The 18,240-nt window shown below is 43.6% G+C and carries 12 protein-coding genes; 5 read left to right on the forward strand and 7 right to left on the reverse strand.

Annotation, left to right across the window (positions count from 1 at the left end; all coding sequences use genetic code 11):
* Positions 1 to 90: 90 nt before the first annotated feature.
* The 5 genes from AC07NA_RS04055 to AC07NA_RS04075 all read right to left on the reverse strand — a co-directional run bounded on the left by AC07NA_RS04055 (position 91) and on the right by AC07NA_RS04075 (position 9,594).
* Positions 91 to 2,484, reverse strand: a complete 2,394-nt coding sequence (locus AC07NA_RS04055) for an ABC transporter permease (protein WP_494895885.1) — start codon at positions 2,482 to 2,484, stop codon at positions 91 to 93.
* 137 nt (positions 2,485 to 2,621) lie between these two features.
* Complete coding sequence (locus AC07NA_RS04060; RefSeq protein WP_494895886.1) at positions 2,622 to 5,051, reverse strand: ABC transporter permease; 2,430 nt, start codon at positions 5,049 to 5,051, stop codon at positions 2,622 to 2,624.
* Positions 5,052 to 5,188: 137 nt separating this feature from the next.
* The gene (locus tag AC07NA_RS04065) at positions 5,189 to 7,543 is read right to left on the reverse strand and encodes an ABC transporter permease (RefSeq protein ID WP_494895887.1); all 2,355 of its coding nucleotides are present in this window, start codon (positions 7,541 to 7,543) and stop codon (positions 5,189 to 5,191) included.
* 37 nt (positions 7,544 to 7,580) lie between these two features.
* Positions 7,581 to 8,258, reverse strand: a complete 678-nt coding sequence (locus AC07NA_RS04070; RefSeq protein ID WP_494895889.1) for an ABC transporter ATP-binding protein — start codon at positions 8,256 to 8,258, stop codon at positions 7,581 to 7,583.
* Positions 8,259 to 8,340: 82 nt separating this feature from the next.
* Positions 8,341 to 9,594 carry an efflux RND transporter periplasmic adaptor subunit gene (locus AC07NA_RS04075; RefSeq protein WP_494895890.1) on the reverse strand — a complete coding sequence of 418 codons (1,254 nt, stop codon included), beginning with the start codon at positions 9,592 to 9,594 and terminating at the stop codon, positions 8,341 to 8,343.
* Between the two features lie 314 nt (positions 9,595 to 9,908).
* Between AC07NA_RS04075 and AC07NA_RS04080 the strand changes: the two genes are divergently transcribed.
* From AC07NA_RS04080 to AC07NA_RS04100, 5 genes are all read left to right on the forward strand, one after another.
* On the forward strand, positions 9,909 to 11,267 hold the full coding sequence (locus AC07NA_RS04080; protein ID WP_494895891.1) for a sigma-54-dependent transcriptional regulator: 1,359 nt from the start codon (positions 9,909 to 9,911) through the stop codon (positions 11,265 to 11,267).
* Positions 11,257 to 12,597 carry a sensor histidine kinase gene (locus AC07NA_RS04085; RefSeq protein WP_494895893.1) on the forward strand — a complete coding sequence of 447 codons (1,341 nt, stop codon included), beginning with the start codon at positions 11,257 to 11,259 and terminating at the stop codon, positions 12,595 to 12,597. The genes AC07NA_RS04080 and AC07NA_RS04085 overlap by 11 nt, the downstream gene beginning before the upstream one ends.
* A gap of 8 nt (positions 12,598 to 12,605) precedes the next feature.
* Positions 12,606 to 13,142, forward strand: a complete 537-nt coding sequence (locus AC07NA_RS04090) for an NADPH-dependent FMN reductase (protein WP_494895895.1) — start codon at positions 12,606 to 12,608, stop codon at positions 13,140 to 13,142.
* Positions 13,143 to 13,239: 97 nt separating this feature from the next.
* Entirely contained in the window at positions 13,240 to 15,123 is a 1,884-nt protein-coding gene (gene htpG, locus AC07NA_RS04095) for a molecular chaperone HtpG (RefSeq protein WP_494895897.1), read from the forward strand.
* Between the two features lie 145 nt (positions 15,124 to 15,268).
* Complete coding sequence (locus tag AC07NA_RS04100; RefSeq protein WP_494895899.1) at positions 15,269 to 16,753, forward strand: tetratricopeptide repeat protein; 1,485 nt, start codon at positions 15,269 to 15,271, stop codon at positions 16,751 to 16,753.
* Here AC07NA_RS04100 and AC07NA_RS04105 read toward each other — a convergent pair whose 3' ends face one another.
* Positions 16,754 to 17,410, reverse strand: coding sequence for a 1-acyl-sn-glycerol-3-phosphate acyltransferase (locus AC07NA_RS04105; RefSeq protein ID WP_494895900.1), 657 nt, complete (start codon positions 17,408 to 17,410; stop codon positions 16,754 to 16,756).
* Positions 17,407 to 18,231: an alpha/beta fold hydrolase gene (locus AC07NA_RS04110; RefSeq protein ID WP_494895902.1), complete on the reverse strand. Its 825-nt coding sequence runs from the start codon at positions 18,229 to 18,231 to the stop codon at positions 17,407 to 17,409. Before AC07NA_RS04110 ends, AC07NA_RS04105 begins: the two co-directional genes overlap by 4 nt.
* Positions 18,232 to 18,240 lie beyond the last annotated feature (9 nt).

Here is an 18,240-nt window from a genome sequence, read left to right on the forward strand (position 1 = left end):
TCAGTCATTTACAGTAGTCATTTGTCATTCAGTCAGTGGTCATTTCTTTTCGCTTTCTGCTTTAACCTTTCAGCTTTCCGCCTTTCTAACCTATTCGCTCCGCAAGCTCTTCACCGGATTGATGAGCGCGGCTTTTATCGATTGGAAACTGATGGTTAAAAACGCTACCATTATTGCTGCTCCACCGGCGGCGGCTATTATCCACCACTGAATATTTACACGGTAGGCATAGTCCTGCAACCATTTTTGCATAACCAGCCAGGCCAGTGGCGATGCTATTACAATAGCGATAAACACCAGTTTGATAAAATCTAACGAAAGCATGCCCACTATAGCAGAGATACTTGCACCGAGTACTTTACGTATGCCTATCTCTTTTGAGCGTTGTTCGGCAGCATAAGCCGCCAGGCCGAACAGGCCGAGGCAGGCAATGGCTATAGCCAGCGTGGTAAACGATACAAATATCTTCCCGATGCGCTGTTCTGCCCGGTAAGCAGCATCAAAATCTTCATCCATAAACGAATAAACAAACTGATGATTGGGCGATATGCCTTTCCATTTACTTTCAATTTGAGATAGCAATGCAGGCATATCGGCAGTATGTACACGCACACTCAACGCTCCCCTGTCTTCAGCATAATACAACACCACCGGACTTATATTTTCGCGCAGCGAGTTGAAATGAAAATCTTTCATTACCCCCACTATATGATATTGCTGTATACCGAAGCTGTTGCGATAGATGTTTTTATTCAGCGGATCTTTTTCGCCTAATAACTTGGCGTAGGCTTCGTTTACGATAACGGCAGATGAATCAGTGGCCATCTGATCAGAAAAATTACGACCTGCTATCAGCTTTATATCCATCGTATTGATGTAGCTTTCATCAACCGGCCAAAACTCGGTAAGCACGGCTTGCTTTTGGTCTATCACCTGTTCGGGGAACAGTGCCGTCATATTACGGTCGGTGCCGGTTGGCACAAAGGTGGTCATGGTGGTATTTACCACACCGGGAAGTTGCTTAACTTCCTGCTTTAATATCTTGGCCTGACTGCCCAGGCTTTCCAGATCTTTAATGATCAACACCTGACTGCGGTTATAACCCAGGCTTTTGGTATGTATATAGTTAAGCTGATCATAAATAATCAGTGTACCGATGATCAGAAAAACTGAAACCGAAAATTGGAAAACCACCAGGAAGCTACGCAGAAAGCCGCCTTTAAAACCGGTGGACACCTTTCCCTTCAACACCTCTATCGGTTGAAAAGCCGACAGGAAGAACGCCGGATACGAACCCGCAAGGCTACCGATCACCACAACAATTAGTATAAGCGCCGGCAGCAACCAGTAAAAAGTTTGCAACGTAATGCTCAGCTCCTTACCGGCCATCCGGTTAAAGAAGGGCAGCATAGCCCAGGCTACCAATACCGCTATGATGGTTGATACCAGCGTAACCAGTACAGATTCGGTTAAGAACTGCGCTATAAGGTATTTGCGTGCAGAACCCAACACTTTACGAACACCAACTTCTTTAGCCCTATTAGCAGAACGGGCGGTTGAAAGGTTCATAAAGTTTACGCAGGCGATGAGCAATATAAATATGGCAATGGCCGAAAATATGTATACATACTGTATACTACCATTAGCGCTGAGTTCCTGCTGCATATCGCTGTGCAGGTGAATATTGGTAAGGGCTGTAAGATTGTGGCGGGCATAGTTGCCGTTTCCCTTCACTGTAAAGTGCTTTTCGGCTTCGGCCTGAATGGCTGTTGTTAGTTTCGCTACATTGGCACCCGGCTTTAACAATACATAAGTTTGCCAGCCGCCGCCATTCCAATTAGGCTGACTGCTTTCGGGCAACGTAGCCAATGATAAAAAGATATCATACCTGAAGTGCGATTGCCTTGGCATATTCTGCATTACGCCGGTAATAGTAAAATTACTGGTGTCGTTAAGGGTTAAAGTTTGCCCTACAACATCTGTTCTGTCAAAGTATTTTTGGGCGATGCTTTCGGAAATTACGGCAGTATGCGGGGCTGTTAAACTATTTGCATGCCCGCCATTAAGCAGCGGCAGGGTAAATACATCAAATATGCCCGATTCGGTAAATATTACATTGTTCTCCGTTATGTTTTCGCCATTCTTTTTTACCTGAAATTTATTAGGATAAGTGTATACAAACTTAGGCTGGCGCATTCTTATCGCTTTCTCTACTTCCGGAAAGTCAGTATTCAATGCACCGGCCAGTGCCAATTCAATAGCCGCGTAAGAGTTGGCGTTACCACCAAATTTAACATCAATATTTACACGGTATATTCTTTCGGCCCTGGTATTATAACGATCATAACTTAACTCATCAACCACATAAAAAACAATCAGCAAGCAGGTAGCCAGCCCTAAAGCCAAACCTAAAATATTGATGGCAGTAAAACCCTTATTTTTACTAAGGCTGCGAAATGCTGTTTTTATGTAGTTTCTGATCATATTATTGGGTCATTAGTCGATGGTCATTATTATTCGTCATTTGTTTTTAGTCATCGGTCAATGGTCATTCAGTCATTGTTTTAGCTTTCTCCTTTTCGCTTTCTGCTTTAACCTTTCAGCTTTCCGCCTTTCAACCCCTATTCGCTCCGCAAGCTCTTCACCGGATTGATGAGTGCTGCTTTTATTGATTGGAAACCGATAGTTAAAAACGCTACTATTATGGCTGCTCCACCGGCTGTGGCTATTACCCACCAGTGGATGGTTTCGCGGTAGGCAAAATCCTGCAGCCATTTGTACATCATGTACCAGGCTAAAGGCGTGGCTATCAGTATGGCGATAAATACCAGTTTCAGGAAATCTTTAGATAACATACCCACTATGCCCGATATACTGGCGCCCAATATTTTACGGATACCTATCTCCTTGGTGCGCTGCTCGGCGGCATAGGCAGCCAGGCCAAATAAACCTAAGCAAGCGATGATGATGGCCAGTGTAGTGAAAATCAAAAATATTTGTCCTACACGTTGTTCGGCACGGTACGAGGCATCGAAATCCTGATCCATGAACGAGAAGTCCATTTTTATGCTTGGGGCGATGGTTTTCCACCTGTCCTCAACTTTGGCGATCACATCCTTAATGTTCGCGCTGTTTACTTTAATACTTAAAGCCCCGTTGTTTTTGTCCATCACCATTACCACGGGTGCAATATTTTCGCGCAGCGAGCTAAAGTGAAAATCTTTAACCACGCCTACTATATGATATACTTTAACGTTTTCGGCCGCATGCTTGCCCCCTAACGAACGGTAAAGAACCTTGTTCAATGGCTCTTTCATATCCAGAAACTTGGCAGCGGTTTCATTGATGATAACACCCAATGAATCGGTAGGCATCCGGTTAGAAAAACTACGCCCGGCAACCATTTTCATATTAAGGGTGCTGATGTAGTCGTCATCAATTTGCCAGGTTTCCGGGAATAGAGATTTCTTCGGATCGAGCGTGGCATCTTTATAGAACATAGAAGTATTATGCCAGCGCGACGTAGGTAAAAAGCCGGTAAGTGTAGCATTGCTTACACCGGGCAGCTGTTTTACTTCGTCTTTAAATATCCAGGCCTGGTCGTTCAGTTCAAACGCGTTTTGTACTATAAGCACCTGCTCGCGGTTGTAACCCAGATTTTTGGTTTGAATGTAGTTAAGTTGATTATGAATCACCAGCGTACCTATAATGAGCACGATAGATATGGCAAACTGAAATACAACCAGCGAACTACGCAGCATCCCGTTTTTAAAGCCGTTGGCCAATTTACCTTTTAACACATTGATAGGCTGAAATGCCGACAGGTAAAACGCCGGGTAAGAACCTGCCAATGCCCCTACTATCACTACAATTAAAATTAATGTTGGTACCAGCCATTTTAAGGCTTGCGCACTTACCACAATCTCTTTACCTGCCAGATCGTTAAAATAAGGCAACGACAGCAAGGCCACCACACAGGCAATAAGGGTAGCGGCCAAAGTAACCATTACCGATTCGGTTAAGAACTGGGCTACGAGGTATCCGCGCGACGAACCCAAAACCTTACGTACTCCTACCTCACGTGCCCGGTTTGCAGAGCGGGCGGTCGCCAAATTCATGAAGTTTACGCAGGCGATGATGAGGATAAACAAGGCTATCGCCGAAAATATGTATACATACTGTAAGGTACTGTTAGGACTAAGCTCGCCGGTACGATTAGAGCGCAGGTGAATATCAGTAAGCGGTGTTAAATTCAGCCTGAAATAGTTACCGTTCTTTTCAAAACCATCGATAGACATGTTAAGGTCCGATTGCATTTCGGCGGCGCTGTGCTTATTTAAAAACCCTTGTAAAGCACCCTCAAACTTTTTGGCATCGGCACCTTCGCGAAGTAATACATAGGTATTATAATCGCTGCGCAGCCACTGGTTGGTATGGCTATCGGGCCAGGTGGTCATGGATACAAAAAAATCGAAATTAAAATGCGATTGCTTTGGGATATCTTTTATTACCGCGGTCACCTTAAAGTTGATATGATCGTCTATCAGCAGGGTTTTACCTACTACATTGGTGCTGTTAAAATATTTTTTGGCAGATGTTTCGGTAAGTACAATAGTATTCGGTTCCGAAAGCGCTGTCGCCGCATCGCCATTGATCACCGGCAGGGTAAACACTTTAAATATAGCCGGATCAGCGTAGGCAACCTTGTTCTCTTTAATGTTGATACCATCCTTTTTTATATGATAAGTACCCGCATTCCTGATACGTACCGCGTTCTCTACCTGCGGAAAGTCCGCTTTTAAAGCATCGGCCAGCGGCGGCATAGCTACCGCGTATAAAACGCTGTTATTACCGAATTTTAGGTCTTCGTTTACACGATAGATCCTGTCGGCATTGATATTGTAACGATCGTAACTAAGCTCATCAACCACATAAAAAACGATCAGCAAACACGCGGCAAGCCCCAGCGCCAGGCCACCTATGTTAATAGCTGTAAAGCCCTTATTGCTACGAAGGTTGCGGAATGCTGTTTTTATGTAGTTACGAATCATGTTTATTAGTCATTTAGTCATTAGTCATTGAGCTATGCTGTCATTGGGCATTCAGTCATTGCTTTTCGCTTTTAGCTTTCCGCTTTAACCTTTCTCCTTTTACCTTTCAGCTTTATCCTTTCAGCTTTCAGCTCCCCTTACTCGCTCTTCAGGCTTTTTACAGGGTTGCTTGATGCCGCCCTGAAGGTATTGAGCACTACTACCGTCAGCGTGAGCAGCAGTATGAACAGGCCTACTATGCCGAACATCCAAATGCTTACATTAATGTGGTAGGTGTATTTTTGCAGCCAGTTGTACATTAGCCACCAGGTTAAAGGCACCGCTATTACAAAGGCTACAAATACCAGTTTCATAAATTCTTTTGATATCAGTACCAGCACTTGTTGAATACTGGCACCCAGCACCTTGCGAATACCTATCTCACGGATCCGTTTTTCGATAGTGAACGATGCCAAACCTGCTAAGCCAAGGCAGCAGATAAATATGGCAAGGCCTGCGAAAATGTTGGTCACCCGGCTGATCAGTTCTTCGGTAGCGAATTTTTTGCCGAACTCGGTGTCAACAAACTGGTACTCAAAAAGATCATCGGGGCTGTAGGTTTTATAAATGTTTTCAAAAGCGGCTATCGCTTTTTGAGGCTGCACACCCTGGTTAAGTCTCACATTTACCCAGTTTAAACCACGGCCAAAATAAGTGATCATCGGCCTTACGGTTTCATAGGGCGACGACATGATGATATTATCAGTAACGCCAATTACATGAAGGAGTGTTTTATCGTAGCGCAACGTTGTGCCTAATGGCTGTTTCAGATTCATGGCTTCAACGGCGGCTTTATTGAGCAGCACATTGGCGCTATCGGCAGGACTGCCATCAAAATCGCGTCCTTCCAAAATTTTTACGCCCATTGTTTTGGTAAAATCCCTATCGGCAGACATGCCCGAGAAAATAATGGTTGAACCTGTAGGTCTGCCCGGGTAGTCAGGGCCGGCAGTAGTCCACCATATATCAGTAATGGGCGAAAATGTGCGTGTTACCCCACTAACCAAGCCTGTTTTAAGCATTTCCTGCTTAATCACGTCAAAGTTCTTATTGGCAGCCCCGGTGGCAGGTATCATGATCAGGTTATCAGCATTGTAACCTGTATTTCGGTTTTTTACGTGTTGTATCTGCTGGTAAATAATTATAGTGGCCGATATCAACAGTATCGACATTACAAATTGGCCAACTACCAATATGCGCCTTGGCATAATCGCGCTTTTGCCTACCATTATAGTGCCTTTCAAAACCTTTATCGGGTTGAAAGATGAAAGGTACAGGGCCGGGTAACTACCCGCTGTAATACCTGTAAATACGACTATAATTAATGCCCCTATCCAAAATAAAGGCTCGGCAAAGTTGATGCTTAGCTGTTTATTAACCAACTGGTTGAACATCGGGGTTAATGCCAACACAATTATGACAGAAAGCGCGAAAGCTATCGTTGTCAATATGGTTGATTCGGCAAAAAATTGCAGTATCAGTTGTTTTTTGTTTGAGCCTAATGTTTTGCGGATCCCAACCTCTTTTGCCCTCTTCTCGCTGCGCGCGGTAGACAGGTTCATGAAGTTGACGCAGGCTATCAGCAAAATAACCAGCGCTATAATGGTGAACAGGCGCACATACTCTATCATACCGCCAACATTTTTACCATCTTTAAATTCATGGTAAAGATGCCACTTGCTCATGGGGTAGGTAAAGTAGGTGCTAAACTTTTCGTCGGGCTGGTGCTTTTTCATCTCGCCGTGCACAATTTTATCCAACGCAGCGTTAGTAGTACCCGGTTTGGCTTTGATATAAACGTACCACGATGAGTTTACCCACTCATTCATGTTACGTTTGCTTTCTTCAGTTGAATAATTGAACGGCCTTAATCCGTCAAATTTTATGGTAGAGTTGCCCGGAGGGTCGGCAACTACGCCGGTAATTTTCGCGGTTTCGCCGGTATTTATTTTCAGCGTTTTGTTCATTGGGTCGGCATCCCCAAAAAACGCCTTAGCGAATGATTGTGTGATAACGATAGACGACGGATCGGCAAGCGCGTTTGCCGCGTTCCCCTTGATAAACTTCCAAGAAAAAACATCAAGAAAGCCATTGCTCACAAACAGCAGGTCGCGTTTTAAACGTGTGTTGTTATACTCAATCAGGCTGCCCTGGGTTTGCGATACACAGGTTACATGTTCAATTTGCGGATAATCGTTTTGCAGCGCTGGTGCCAGCGGGAACACCATGTTCTCGTCGGTAAAAATGTTGTTCTTAAAATCGCGGGTGGCTATTGCCTGGTAAATATTATCGTAGTTTTTATGAAACTTATCAAACGACACCTCATCCTTTACCCACAAAAAAATAAACATGGTACAGGTGATACCTATAGTTAACCCCAGCAAATTGGTGAAAGCGAAACCTTTATTACGTAAAAGGTTTCGCCAGGCTATTTTAATGTAATTTTTGAACATGGTTTAAAGGTGATTGGCGGTTTTAATTTTATTATGATCAGATCATGATATTCTCAACAACGGTATTACCATCAAGCAAGCGAATAATACGGTGGCTGTAACGTGCATCGTGCTCGGAGTGCGTTACCATGATAATGGTAGTGCCTTGCTCGTTCAAATCAGTTAAAAGCTCCATTACTTCGTTACCGTTGCTGCTATCCAGGTTACCGGTAGGCTCATCCGCAAGTATCAGTTTTGGTTTGTTTACTACCGCGCGGGCAATGGCCACACGCTGTTGCTGACCACCCGATAACTGTTGCGGGTAGTGGTTGCGGCGGTGCATGATCTGCATTTTTTTCAATACCTCTTCTACCCTTGTTACCCTTTCGGCGGCAGGTACACCGGTATAAATCAGCGGCAGCTCAACGTTTTCAAATACAGTAAGTTCATCAATCAGGTTAAAGCTTTGAAACACGAAACCTATGTTGTGCTTACGCAGATCGGCACGTTTACGCTCGGTAAAGTGGGCTACCTCAATATCGTTAAATACGTAGCTGCCCGCATCCGGATCGTCGAGCATACCCAGTATGTTCAACAGGGTTGATTTACCACAGCCCGATGGGCCCATGATGGCCACAAATTCGCCGGTGTTAACTTCCATTGATAGTTTGTTCAATGCAACCGTTTCAACTTCTTCGGTGCGGTAAAATTTTTCGAGATCAGTAATTTTTATCATTTGGCCCTCCTGAAAACCTGCCCGCCGAAACGGGAAGGCTTTTAAATTTTAATTGTGATTTATGTTTTATAATTAGTTATCGTTATTTTTTCAGTACCAGTTCCTGCATATCGCCGTAGGTTTCGTAGCTCGATGTTACTACTTTATCGCCGGGTTGTAAACCTTGCATTACCTCGTAATAATCAGGATTTTGCCTGCCCAGTTGTATATCAACCCTGTAAGCTGTTTTACCATCGTCGCTTAGTTTAAAGATCCAGCTGCCACCGGTTTGTTGGTAAAAACCACCTTTTGATACCAGTACGGCTTGTGTTTCATCGCTTAATGCCAACCTTATTTGCAGGGTTTGGCCGCGGCGGATCCCCGCAGGCACCTTACCGTCAAAGGTCATATCAACCTGGAAACGGCCATTGGTGATCTGGCTGTATACCTTCTTGATCTTCAGTTTATAAGTTTTATCAGCGAAAGTAAAATCGCCTGCAAGGCCATTGTAAATGCGCGACAGGTAGTGCTCGTCAATATCAACCTTTACCTTAAAGCCCGAAAGCACGTCGATCTGCCCTAAACGCTCACCTTTATTTTTGCTCTGCCCTATTTCGGCATCCATTGAGGTAAGCTGACCATCAACCGGTGCGCGTACTATCAGGTCGCCTACCTTTTTGCGCATCAGCTCTAAAGTAGCCTTCATGTTGGCGTATGATTCGTTTGATTGCTGCAATTGCTTGCTAACCGATATGGTATCTTGTTTTAATATGTCAGATGCCAGTTTTTTACGGCGTAACTGGTAGTTATAAGTATTTTCAGATGATTGAAACTCCTGCAAGCCGATAGCTTTTTGCGCGTATAATTTTTTATTCAGTTTATATATACGGTCTGCTTCTTTAAGAGCATTGTCAACATCGGCCATTTGATTTAGCTTGCCGATGGTATTTTGCTGCGCCTGCGAACGCGAAATTTGCATTTGGGTTAATACATCAAATACCGAAGTTTGCTGATTGGCCAGGCTAAGCTCCAGATCGGTATTGGCCAGTTTAAGTATCGGGTCGCCTTTTTTCATGGTGGCACCGTCTTCTACAAATTTCTTTTCAACCCGGCCGCCTTCAATGGCATCCAGGTAAATAGTAGTAAGCGGCATTACCACGCCATTAACAGGTATAAACTCCTGAAAAGGGCCTTTTTTAATTTCACTGATGGTAATACGTTCAACATCAACATTCAATTTGCTTTTACCGGAGGTGAAAAATATACTGCCCGCAACAAGCGCTACAATAGCGGTAATGCCGGCAATGGTCATTATCTTTTTAGAGTTCCACTTCTTTTTTTCTATAATTCTGTCCACAGTATTTTATTAATATTTGAACAACAGATACAAAAAGATATGCCATAAATTAAAATACTGTTTTTCAGTATTTTACATGAGTATTATTAAATAATACCGTACGCTATTGTTACATCAGGTGTACGGTTATGATACAGTGTATTTTAGGCCTGTTTTAATAATATGCTGTATTTCAATATTTTGGATATTTGGTTACTGTTTTGGGTATTTGAGTACAGTTAAAAAGCGTACAATTGCAGGTCGCTTAAATTTATAAATGCGAAAAAATACCTATTTTAACACCTTAATACGATATAAATAAACCAACAGCACCAATGATACTTAAGAAAGCTACCGTTTTAATTGTTGATGATGACCCCGATGTACTTACCGCGGTAAAGCTGTTGCTTAAACCGGCCGTACAGGAAATTATTACCGAGAAGAATCCGGAAAATATAAACTGGCTGCTGCAACGTAACCAGGTTGATCTGGTGCTGCTTGACATGAATTATAACAGCGCCATTAACACCGGCAATGAGGGTATTTACTGGCTGCGGAAGGTGAAGGAATGGAAACCCAACGTATGCGTTATTATGATAACCGCTTACGGCGATATCGACCTCGCGGTACGTTCGTTAAAAGAGGGCGCTAACGATTTTATTGTTAAGCCATGGCATAACGAAAAACTGATTGATACCATTACCGACCTGCTCGATAAAAAAGAAGGCGGCGCAAAGCCTGCCAAAGCATCGGTAAAAAGCAAAGCCGGCGACCAGGCCATACTGGGCGAGGCCGATGTAATGCAGGATATATTTTACAAGGTAAACAAAATAGCCCCTACCGATGCCAACATATTGATACTGGGCGAAAACGGAACGGGTAAGGATTTGATGGCAAAGGCCATACACGAGCGCTCGTTGCGTGCCGATAAACCCTTTGTTAAGGTAGATGTTGGCGCGTTGACCGACACACTTTTCGAGAGTGAGTTGTTCGGCCACAAGAAAGGCGCGTTTACCGATGCTCGTGAGGATCGCATGGGCCGCTTTGAAGAAGCACAGGGAGGCACCTTGTTTTTAGATGAAATTGGTAACATCAGCCTGCAACAACAGGCTAAGCTGCTCACCGTACTGCAAAACAGGCAGGTAACACGTTTAGGCACCAACCGCCCGGTAGATGTGGACATCAGGTTGATATGCGCAACCAACGTGCCGCTGTATGAGTTGGCTAACGAAAACCATTTCCGTAAGGATTTAATTTACCGCATCAACACCGTTGAAATTACTATGCCACCGCTGCGCCGCCGTAATGAGGATATTGTAATACTGGCCAAGCATTTCGCTAAACTATATGCCAATAAATACCTTAAACCAACTATGGAGTTTGAGGCAGCGGCATTGCAAAAGCTAAAATCGTATAACTATCCGGGTAACGTGCGCGAGTTGCAGTATACCATTGAGCGTGCCGTAATTATGGCCGATGAACATATTTTAAAGGCCGACGACCTGCTATTCTCGGTACTGGAAACCAGCAATGAGATACAGGAAGAGAAAGACAATATTCCGTTAAGCACACTGGAAAAGAACGCCATATTACGTGTTATTGAAAAGCACAACGGCAATATTACCCGCGCCGCCAAAGAGCTGGGTTTAACCCGTACGGCCCTCTATCGCAGATTAAGCAAGTATGATATATAAAAGTTACGAATGGCGGCTGCTGCTTCGTGTGGTGGCCTTGTTTATTGTAGTTACGGCCACCTGCTTAGTTGTTATCAACGGGAAGTACCTGTTTTTAATGATCACCGGGCCGCTGCTGCTGTATATCATATCGCGCATGATCCATTTTCAGAAAAAGGCGCAGGATGAAGTGGAGCAATTTGTTGAGGCCATTCAATACCGCGATTTTTCGAGGCATTTTGATGTACGCAAAGCACCTAACGAACTAAAGCCGCTTCGCCATGGTTTTAATGAGATCAACGCCACCTTTAAGCAAATTACCCGCGAACGCGAAACCCAATACCAATACCTGCAAAAGATACTCGAACTGGTTGATACCGGCATACTATCGTACGAGCAGGACGGCGGCGAAGTGAACTGGACAAACGATTCGTTCAAGAAACTGATTGACGTCCCCTACCTCAAATCGATACAATCACTCGAAAAACGTGACCATGGCTTGTATGATGAGATCACCCAATTAAAACCGGGCGATAACAAAGTACTCACCATTACGCGTGATCAGCAACTGGTAAAAATACTCATCACCGCCAGCCTGATGCGTACTGATAATAAAACGAGCAAGTTATTGGCCTTTCAAAACGTGAGCGAAGCTTTGGACGAAACCGAATCAAAGGCCTGGTCGAAATTACTGAACGTAATGACGCACGAGATCATGAACTCGGTAGCCCCTATTTCGTCACTGGCCGATACCCTGAAGAACCGCCTGCAAAGCCCTGAGATTGCCAATAGCGATATCAGCGACGAACTGGAAGATATTGAGCTGGGTATTGACACCATTAAACGCCGAAGCGAGGGTTTGCTTAAGTTTACCGAAAGCTACCGCAGCCTTAACAAAATTACCAAGCTCGATTTGGACAAGGTAATGGTGCGCGATATGTTTGAGAATATGAACAGCCTCATGCGCCCTACACTGGATAAAAAACGCATAGAGCTCGACATCATCCTCCGCGACCCTGCACTGGCTATTGAGGCCGATATTAATTTGGTGGAACAGGTGCTGATCAACCTGCTGGTAAATGCTATTGAGGCCGTTAAAGACCGCGAGCATCCGCAGATCACCCTATCCGCAGAAATACAAAAAAATAAAACCTTAGTTAAGGTGAGCGACAATGGCTTAGGCATGCCACCTGAACTCTTAGATAAGATATTTATTCCATTTTTCAGTACCCGTAAAACAGGCAGCGGTATTGGTTTAAGCTTGTGTAAACAGATTATGCTGCTGCATAAAGGCAACATACAGGTACAATCAACCGAGGGCAAGGGTTCTTCATTCATCATGCAGTTTTAACCGTATTAATGGCTACCAACCGTTTAAAAATCATAGCCATATCGGGCAGCTTGCGCGATGGTTCAACCAATCATGCTATCCTTAATTTTATCAAAACGCTTTGCCCGGATACTATTGAATATGTTATTTATAACCGGCTAAGAAATATCCCGCCTTTTGATCCGGGCCTGGATAATGATAACCCGCCTGATGAAGTTGTTGACTTGCGCCAATTGCTTACCATGGCCGGCGCGGTACTGATCTGTACGCCTGAATACGCTTTTGGTGTGCCCGGCTCGCTCAAAAACGCTTTGGATTGGCTGGTATCCAGCAGTACACTGGTTGATAAACCTGTGGCTCTAATTACTGCTTCGTCTGTAGGGCACAATGCCCATGCCTCGCTCCTGCTTACGCTTGGCGCGCTATCGGCAAACGTGGTTGAGGGCGCGGCTCTGTGTATCCCCTACATCCGCTCAAAAATGGATAATGATGGCAATGTGACGGATAAAGAAACCGAAGAACACATTGTTGCCTGCTTTAACGCGTTGTTAACCGCGATAAGCTAACCACTTACTGCCAATTTGACAACCTGCTTACATTTGGAACGAGCCTTGATGGTTGCGTGATAACAAATGATCATTTAATTTATAACCATATAGAATTATGCAAGAAAAAGGCACGATCTCGATCCACACCGAGAACATTTTTCCGATAATTAAAAAATTCCTGTACTCTGATAACGAGATATTTTTGCGCGAGCTGGTATCAAACGCGGTTGATGCTACGCAAAAACTGAAAAGACTGGCATCATTAGGTCAGTATTCGGGCGATGCAAGCAACCTGCGCGTTGAAGTTTCGGTTGATAAAGAGGCTAAAACCATCACCATATCTGATAACGGTATCGGTATGACAGCCGAGGAAATCAAGAAATACATCAACCAGATCGCATTTTCGGGCGCTACCGAGTTTATGGAGAAATTTAAGGAAGCCAAAGACGCCAACGAGATCATCGGCCGCTTCGGTTTAGGTTTCTATTCGGCATTTATGGTGGCCGACAGGGTTGAAATTCAAACCTTATCGTACCAGGATGGCGCCGAGCCTGCTTACTGGGTATGCGATGGCAGCACCGAGTTTGAAATTGGCGAAGGTATACTGGAAGAGCGCGGTACCGAAATTACCCTGCATGTAAACGCCGAATCTGAAGAGTTTTTAGAGAAGGGTAAACTACAGCAGATACTGGATAAATACTGTAAATTTTTACCTGTGCCTATTAAATTTGGCGCTAACGAGCAGGAAGAAGAAGACGGTGTTGACGAAGAAGGTAAAACCAAATACAAAACTATTGAGGTTGATAACATCATCAATGATACCAACCCTATCTGGACAAAAGCACCGAACGAATTGAAGGACGAAGATTACCTGAAGTTCTACAAAGAGCTTTATCCTTTCTCTGAAGATCCTTTGTTCTGGATCCACCTGAATGTTGATTACCCTTTCAACCTTACCGGTGTATTGTATTTCCCTAAAATCAAGAACGATTTTGATACCCAACGTAATAAGATCAAATTATTCTCGCGCCAGGTATTCATTACCGACGAGGTAAAAGACATCGTTCCGGAATTTTTAATGCTATTGCATGGCGTTATCGATTCACCGGATATTCCGCTGAACGTATCACGTAGTTTCTTACAGGCCGATAGCAACGTTAAAAAGATCAATACCTACATCACCAAAAAGGTAGCTGATAAATTAGCCGAACTGTTTAAAGCCGACCGCAAAGCCTACGAAGAAAAATGGACCGACATTGGTTTATTCGTGAAGTACGGTTTGGTAAGCGAAGACAAGTTTTATGATAAAGCCAAAGATTTTGTTTTGTTAACCAACACCGCTAAAGAAAACTATACCCTTAACGAGTATAAAGACAAAGTTGAAGCTACACAAACAGATAAAGATGGTCAGCTGATCTATCTGTACACTAATGATCCGGCTAAGCAGGATTCATTCATCCAATCGGCCAATAAAAAGGGTTACGATATTTTGCAGATGGATTCGCCTATCGATAACCACTTCATCAGTCATTTAGAGCAAAAACTGGAGAAAACATCGTTAAAACGTGTTGATGCCGATGTTGCCGATAAACTGATCAAAAAGGACATTACGCTGGAAACTATTTTAACAGAAGAGCAATCAACCAAAGTAAAAGAGATCTTCGATAGCGCTATCAGCAAACCGGCTTACAAAGTTGAGCTGGAAAGCCTTAGCCCCGAAGAACTGCCTGTAACCGTTACCATGGACGAGTTTATGCGCCGCATGAAAGACATGGCAGCTATGGGCGGCGGTATGGGCTTTTACGGCAGCATGCCTGATAACTACAAGGTGATAGTGAACGGTAACCACAAACTGATTACCCGCATACTGGAAACCGAAGATGCAGGTAGACAAGCGCAACTGGCCAAGCAAGCGTTTGACCTGGCCTTGTTATCGCAAGGTTTATTAACCGGTGCCGAGTTAACCGAGTTTGTTAACCGCAGTGTTAACCTGATATAAGGTTAACCGAAACAATATCAAAGCCGCCCGTGTATTATACCGGGCGGCTTTTTTGTTGCAACTTATTGCAAGTATTATCGTTGAATAGTTTAAGCCGCGGGGCTTAATCCCCTAAATCACATTTTTAAATATCTTTGGCCCTATCATGACCAAAAAACATCTGCTACTGTTCTTTTTCTTTTGTGTTTGCAGCGTGAGTACTTACGCCAATTTTAACTTTAATGCCAATTGCGTTAATGCTTACGAAGCCATTATCAGTCTGCGTATTAACGAGGCGAGGCAGCTGATACAGAAAGAAAAACAGCATGACCCTAAAAACGGGATCATTGTAATGCTGGAAAACTATGTGGATTTTTTTAGCCTGATGGCATCAGATAATAAGAACGACTACGAAAGGCTGAAAGATTACCGATCGGACAGGTTATCGGCTTTGGAAGATAACAGCGACGAAAAATCACCCTACTACTTATATACCCAGGCCGAGGTTTACCTGCAATGGGGACTGCTGAAAGGCCGTTTCGGCGACTACCTTTCATCAGCCCGCGATTTGAAGAAAGCGAGCAACCTGCTTAAAGAAAACACCAAAAAGTTCCCTGATTTTACACCCAATAAAAAGGGCATAGCGTTGGTGAACGTCATCTTCGGATCGATACCCTCCAATATGAAAGGCATTACCAGTTTTTTGGGGATGACGGGCAATGCACCAACCGGTATTAAACAGTTAGAAGCGTTGCGTTTGGAGTTACCAAAATCAAAGTATGAGCTGTTTAAAGATGAAGTGATCTTCTTTTTGTGTTACATTAATATTGATGTACTGCATAATAAAAACAGCTACGATAAACTGATCGGCTATGTAGCCGATATGGATAGCAAGAGTCTGCTTAAAAGTTACCTGCAAGGCTACGTGGCCTTCAAAAGCGCGCATAACGAAGAGGCTATCAACTTTTTAAAATCGGCACCTGCATCAACTATTTATATTGACATGCCGCCTATTGATTACTTGCTGGGCAATGCCAAACTTAACCGGCTGGATACCGATGCTTACGTATACTTGAACAATTACCTGCGCAGCTATAAGGGCATCAATTTCATTAAAGACACCTATCTTAAACTGGCTTATTTTTACCTGCTGAAAGGCGACAATGCCAAGTACGATTACTACCTGAAACAGGTACGCGCCAAAGGTTACGCGGTTGACGAGAAAGATAAACAAGCCTTAAAAGAAGCCAACGATGCCCCACCCGATACGGATTTACTGCGTGCCCGTTTCTATTTTGATGGCGGCTATTACAACAAAGCGTTGGCCGAGTTAAAGGACGAAAAGGTAAACACCTTTAAGCTATTAAGGGATAAAATAGAGTTTTACTACCGCCTTGGTCGTGTGTACGACCGAATGGAACATGATAACGAAGCCTTGCAAAACTATCAGCAGGCTATTAACCTGGGTAAAAAAACCAGCTATTATTACGCGGCTAACGCGGCACTAAGTATAGGCTACATATACGAGCGAAAAAAGGATTACCCACGTGCGGCCAGCTTTTACAAGCAGGCCATTGATATGGACGACCATGAATACAAAAGCAGTATTGATAACGAGGCCAAAGACGGACTGAAAAGACTGGGCAAATAATTAAGCTTCGGGTTCATCCGTAAAGCGGATGTTTTTTTGGATGGCTTGCAGATGGTATTGGTTCACTTTGGCTTTCAGTTCATCAAAATCAAAATCGTGGTTGGTACCACAATTGTACATGTTGAAATAGAGCGATGCTTTAAGGCTTTCAAAGTAATCGGTTAGGTTACTGCTCCATATCAGCTGGCAATTGCCTTTAATGCGCTGTACGATCTCCAGTATCCCCTCCTTAAATACGATATGCCTGATATGGCTGGTTTCTAAGTTTCCTTGCGGATAATAGAGTAATACATTGCCGGGGGTACTTAGCACTTCGGCGGCATACTCCAAACTTTGCTGTACCGAACGTTTGCCGGGCTCAATAGAGAATGAACCGATGTACCGCAGCCACCACTTTTTTTCCATTTGTTTTTTAACCGACATTACATATAAAGCCTTAACGTTTTGCTGTTTATGAATGCCATATATAGCCAGGTAAAAGGCGAACAAACCATCCCAAAAACTAAAGTGGTTACACATTAGTATGTACGAATGATCGGGTTTTACATCGGCAGGTCTTACAATAACTTTATTGAAGCGATATTTAAACACCAGCGATAAAAAATAAGCCGCCAGTTTTAACAGGTATAAAGGAAGTGGTTTTGATTTGATGATCATAACAATACAGCCGATAATGCGGATACAAAATTCTGGTTGATCATCTCGTGGTTCTCATCCAGTACAATTACTTCCGCATTTTTAACTTTAGCAATGAATGTCTTGCCCATAGCAGGCGGATACATTTTATCGCGTTTGCCAAATATAAAAATGCTTTTGATGTTTTGCGCATCCAGGGCCTGTATCAATTTAGGCTCGTTGGTTTCAAAAAAGCGTAAATAGGTAAAGCAGGCATAAAAATTAAAGCGAAGTTCGGGCGTATTGATCTCGTTGAAGAGTATTTTGTAGCCTATATCATCTAAAAAGCCAAGTCGCCTGCTAAAGCCCAGCATTTTTATGAGCGCGGTTTCGCTTAAGGCCAGCTTACTTAATATGCGGTTGCCTAACTTGTTCTTACTGAAAAAGGTAACCAATGTCCCCGGGTTAATTGATGATGGCGCTATCGCGATGTATTCATCTATCCTATCGGCCAGTTCTTCAACTACTACTGTAGCGTAATGTGTACCCATAGAGTAGCCGATCACCGAAAAACGGTCTATCTGCTCGTGCCTGCAAAAATCAGTGATCAGGTCGGCCAGTTGTTTTTTGGTGATGCCTTGTTTAACAGTAGCAAGGCTCTGATCTTTCAGTTTGGTTTGCTTATGAAAGAAGAGATCGAAACCGTAAAAGGTGTATTTAGAACTTAACACGGTATCTTCAAAAAGCTTGAATTGCTTCCCGTGCATCCCGTAACCATGAAAACACAGCATTTTTTGTTCGCCATTACCAAATTGGTAATAGTGAAGGTTAACCAGCGCGTTTTCAAAGTAATGATCTGTCATGCGGATGCG

It is taken from the genome of Mucilaginibacter sp. GW821-FHT07G05 (genome assembly GCF_059418565.1).

Coding starts and splice junctions, on each gene's coding strand:
- AC07NA_RS04055 (WP_494895885.1), bottom strand. CDS start 2,484: ATGATCAGAAACTACATAAAAACAGCATTTCGCAGCCTTAGTAAAAAT.
- AC07NA_RS04060 (WP_494895886.1), bottom strand. CDS start 5,051: ATGATTCGTAACTACATAAAAACAGCATTCCGCAACCTTCGTAGCAAT.
- AC07NA_RS04065 (WP_494895887.1), bottom strand. CDS start 7,543: ATGTTCAAAAATTACATTAAAATAGCCTGGCGAAACCTTTTACGTAAT.
- AC07NA_RS04070 (WP_494895889.1), bottom strand. CDS start 8,258: ATGATAAAAATTACTGATCTCGAAAAATTTTACCGCACCGAAGAAGTT.
- AC07NA_RS04080 (WP_494895891.1), top strand. CDS start 9,909: ATGATACTTAAGAAAGCTACCGTTTTAATTGTTGATGATGACCCCGAT.
- AC07NA_RS04085 (WP_494895893.1), top strand. CDS start 11,257: ATGATATATAAAAGTTACGAATGGCGGCTGCTGCTTCGTGTGGTGGCC.
- AC07NA_RS04090 (WP_494895895.1), top strand. CDS start 12,606: ATGGCTACCAACCGTTTAAAAATCATAGCCATATCGGGCAGCTTGCGC.
- htpG (WP_494895897.1), top strand. CDS start 13,240: ATGCAAGAAAAAGGCACGATCTCGATCCACACCGAGAACATTTTTCCG.
- AC07NA_RS04100 (WP_494895899.1), top strand. CDS start 15,269: ATGACCAAAAAACATCTGCTACTGTTCTTTTTCTTTTGTGTTTGCAGC.
- AC07NA_RS04105 (WP_494895900.1), bottom strand. CDS start 17,410: ATGATCATCAAATCAAAACCACTTCCTTTATACCTGTTAAAACTGGCG.
- AC07NA_RS04110 (WP_494895902.1), bottom strand. CDS start 18,231: ATGACAGATCATTACTTTGAAAACGCGCTGGTTAACCTTCACTATTAC.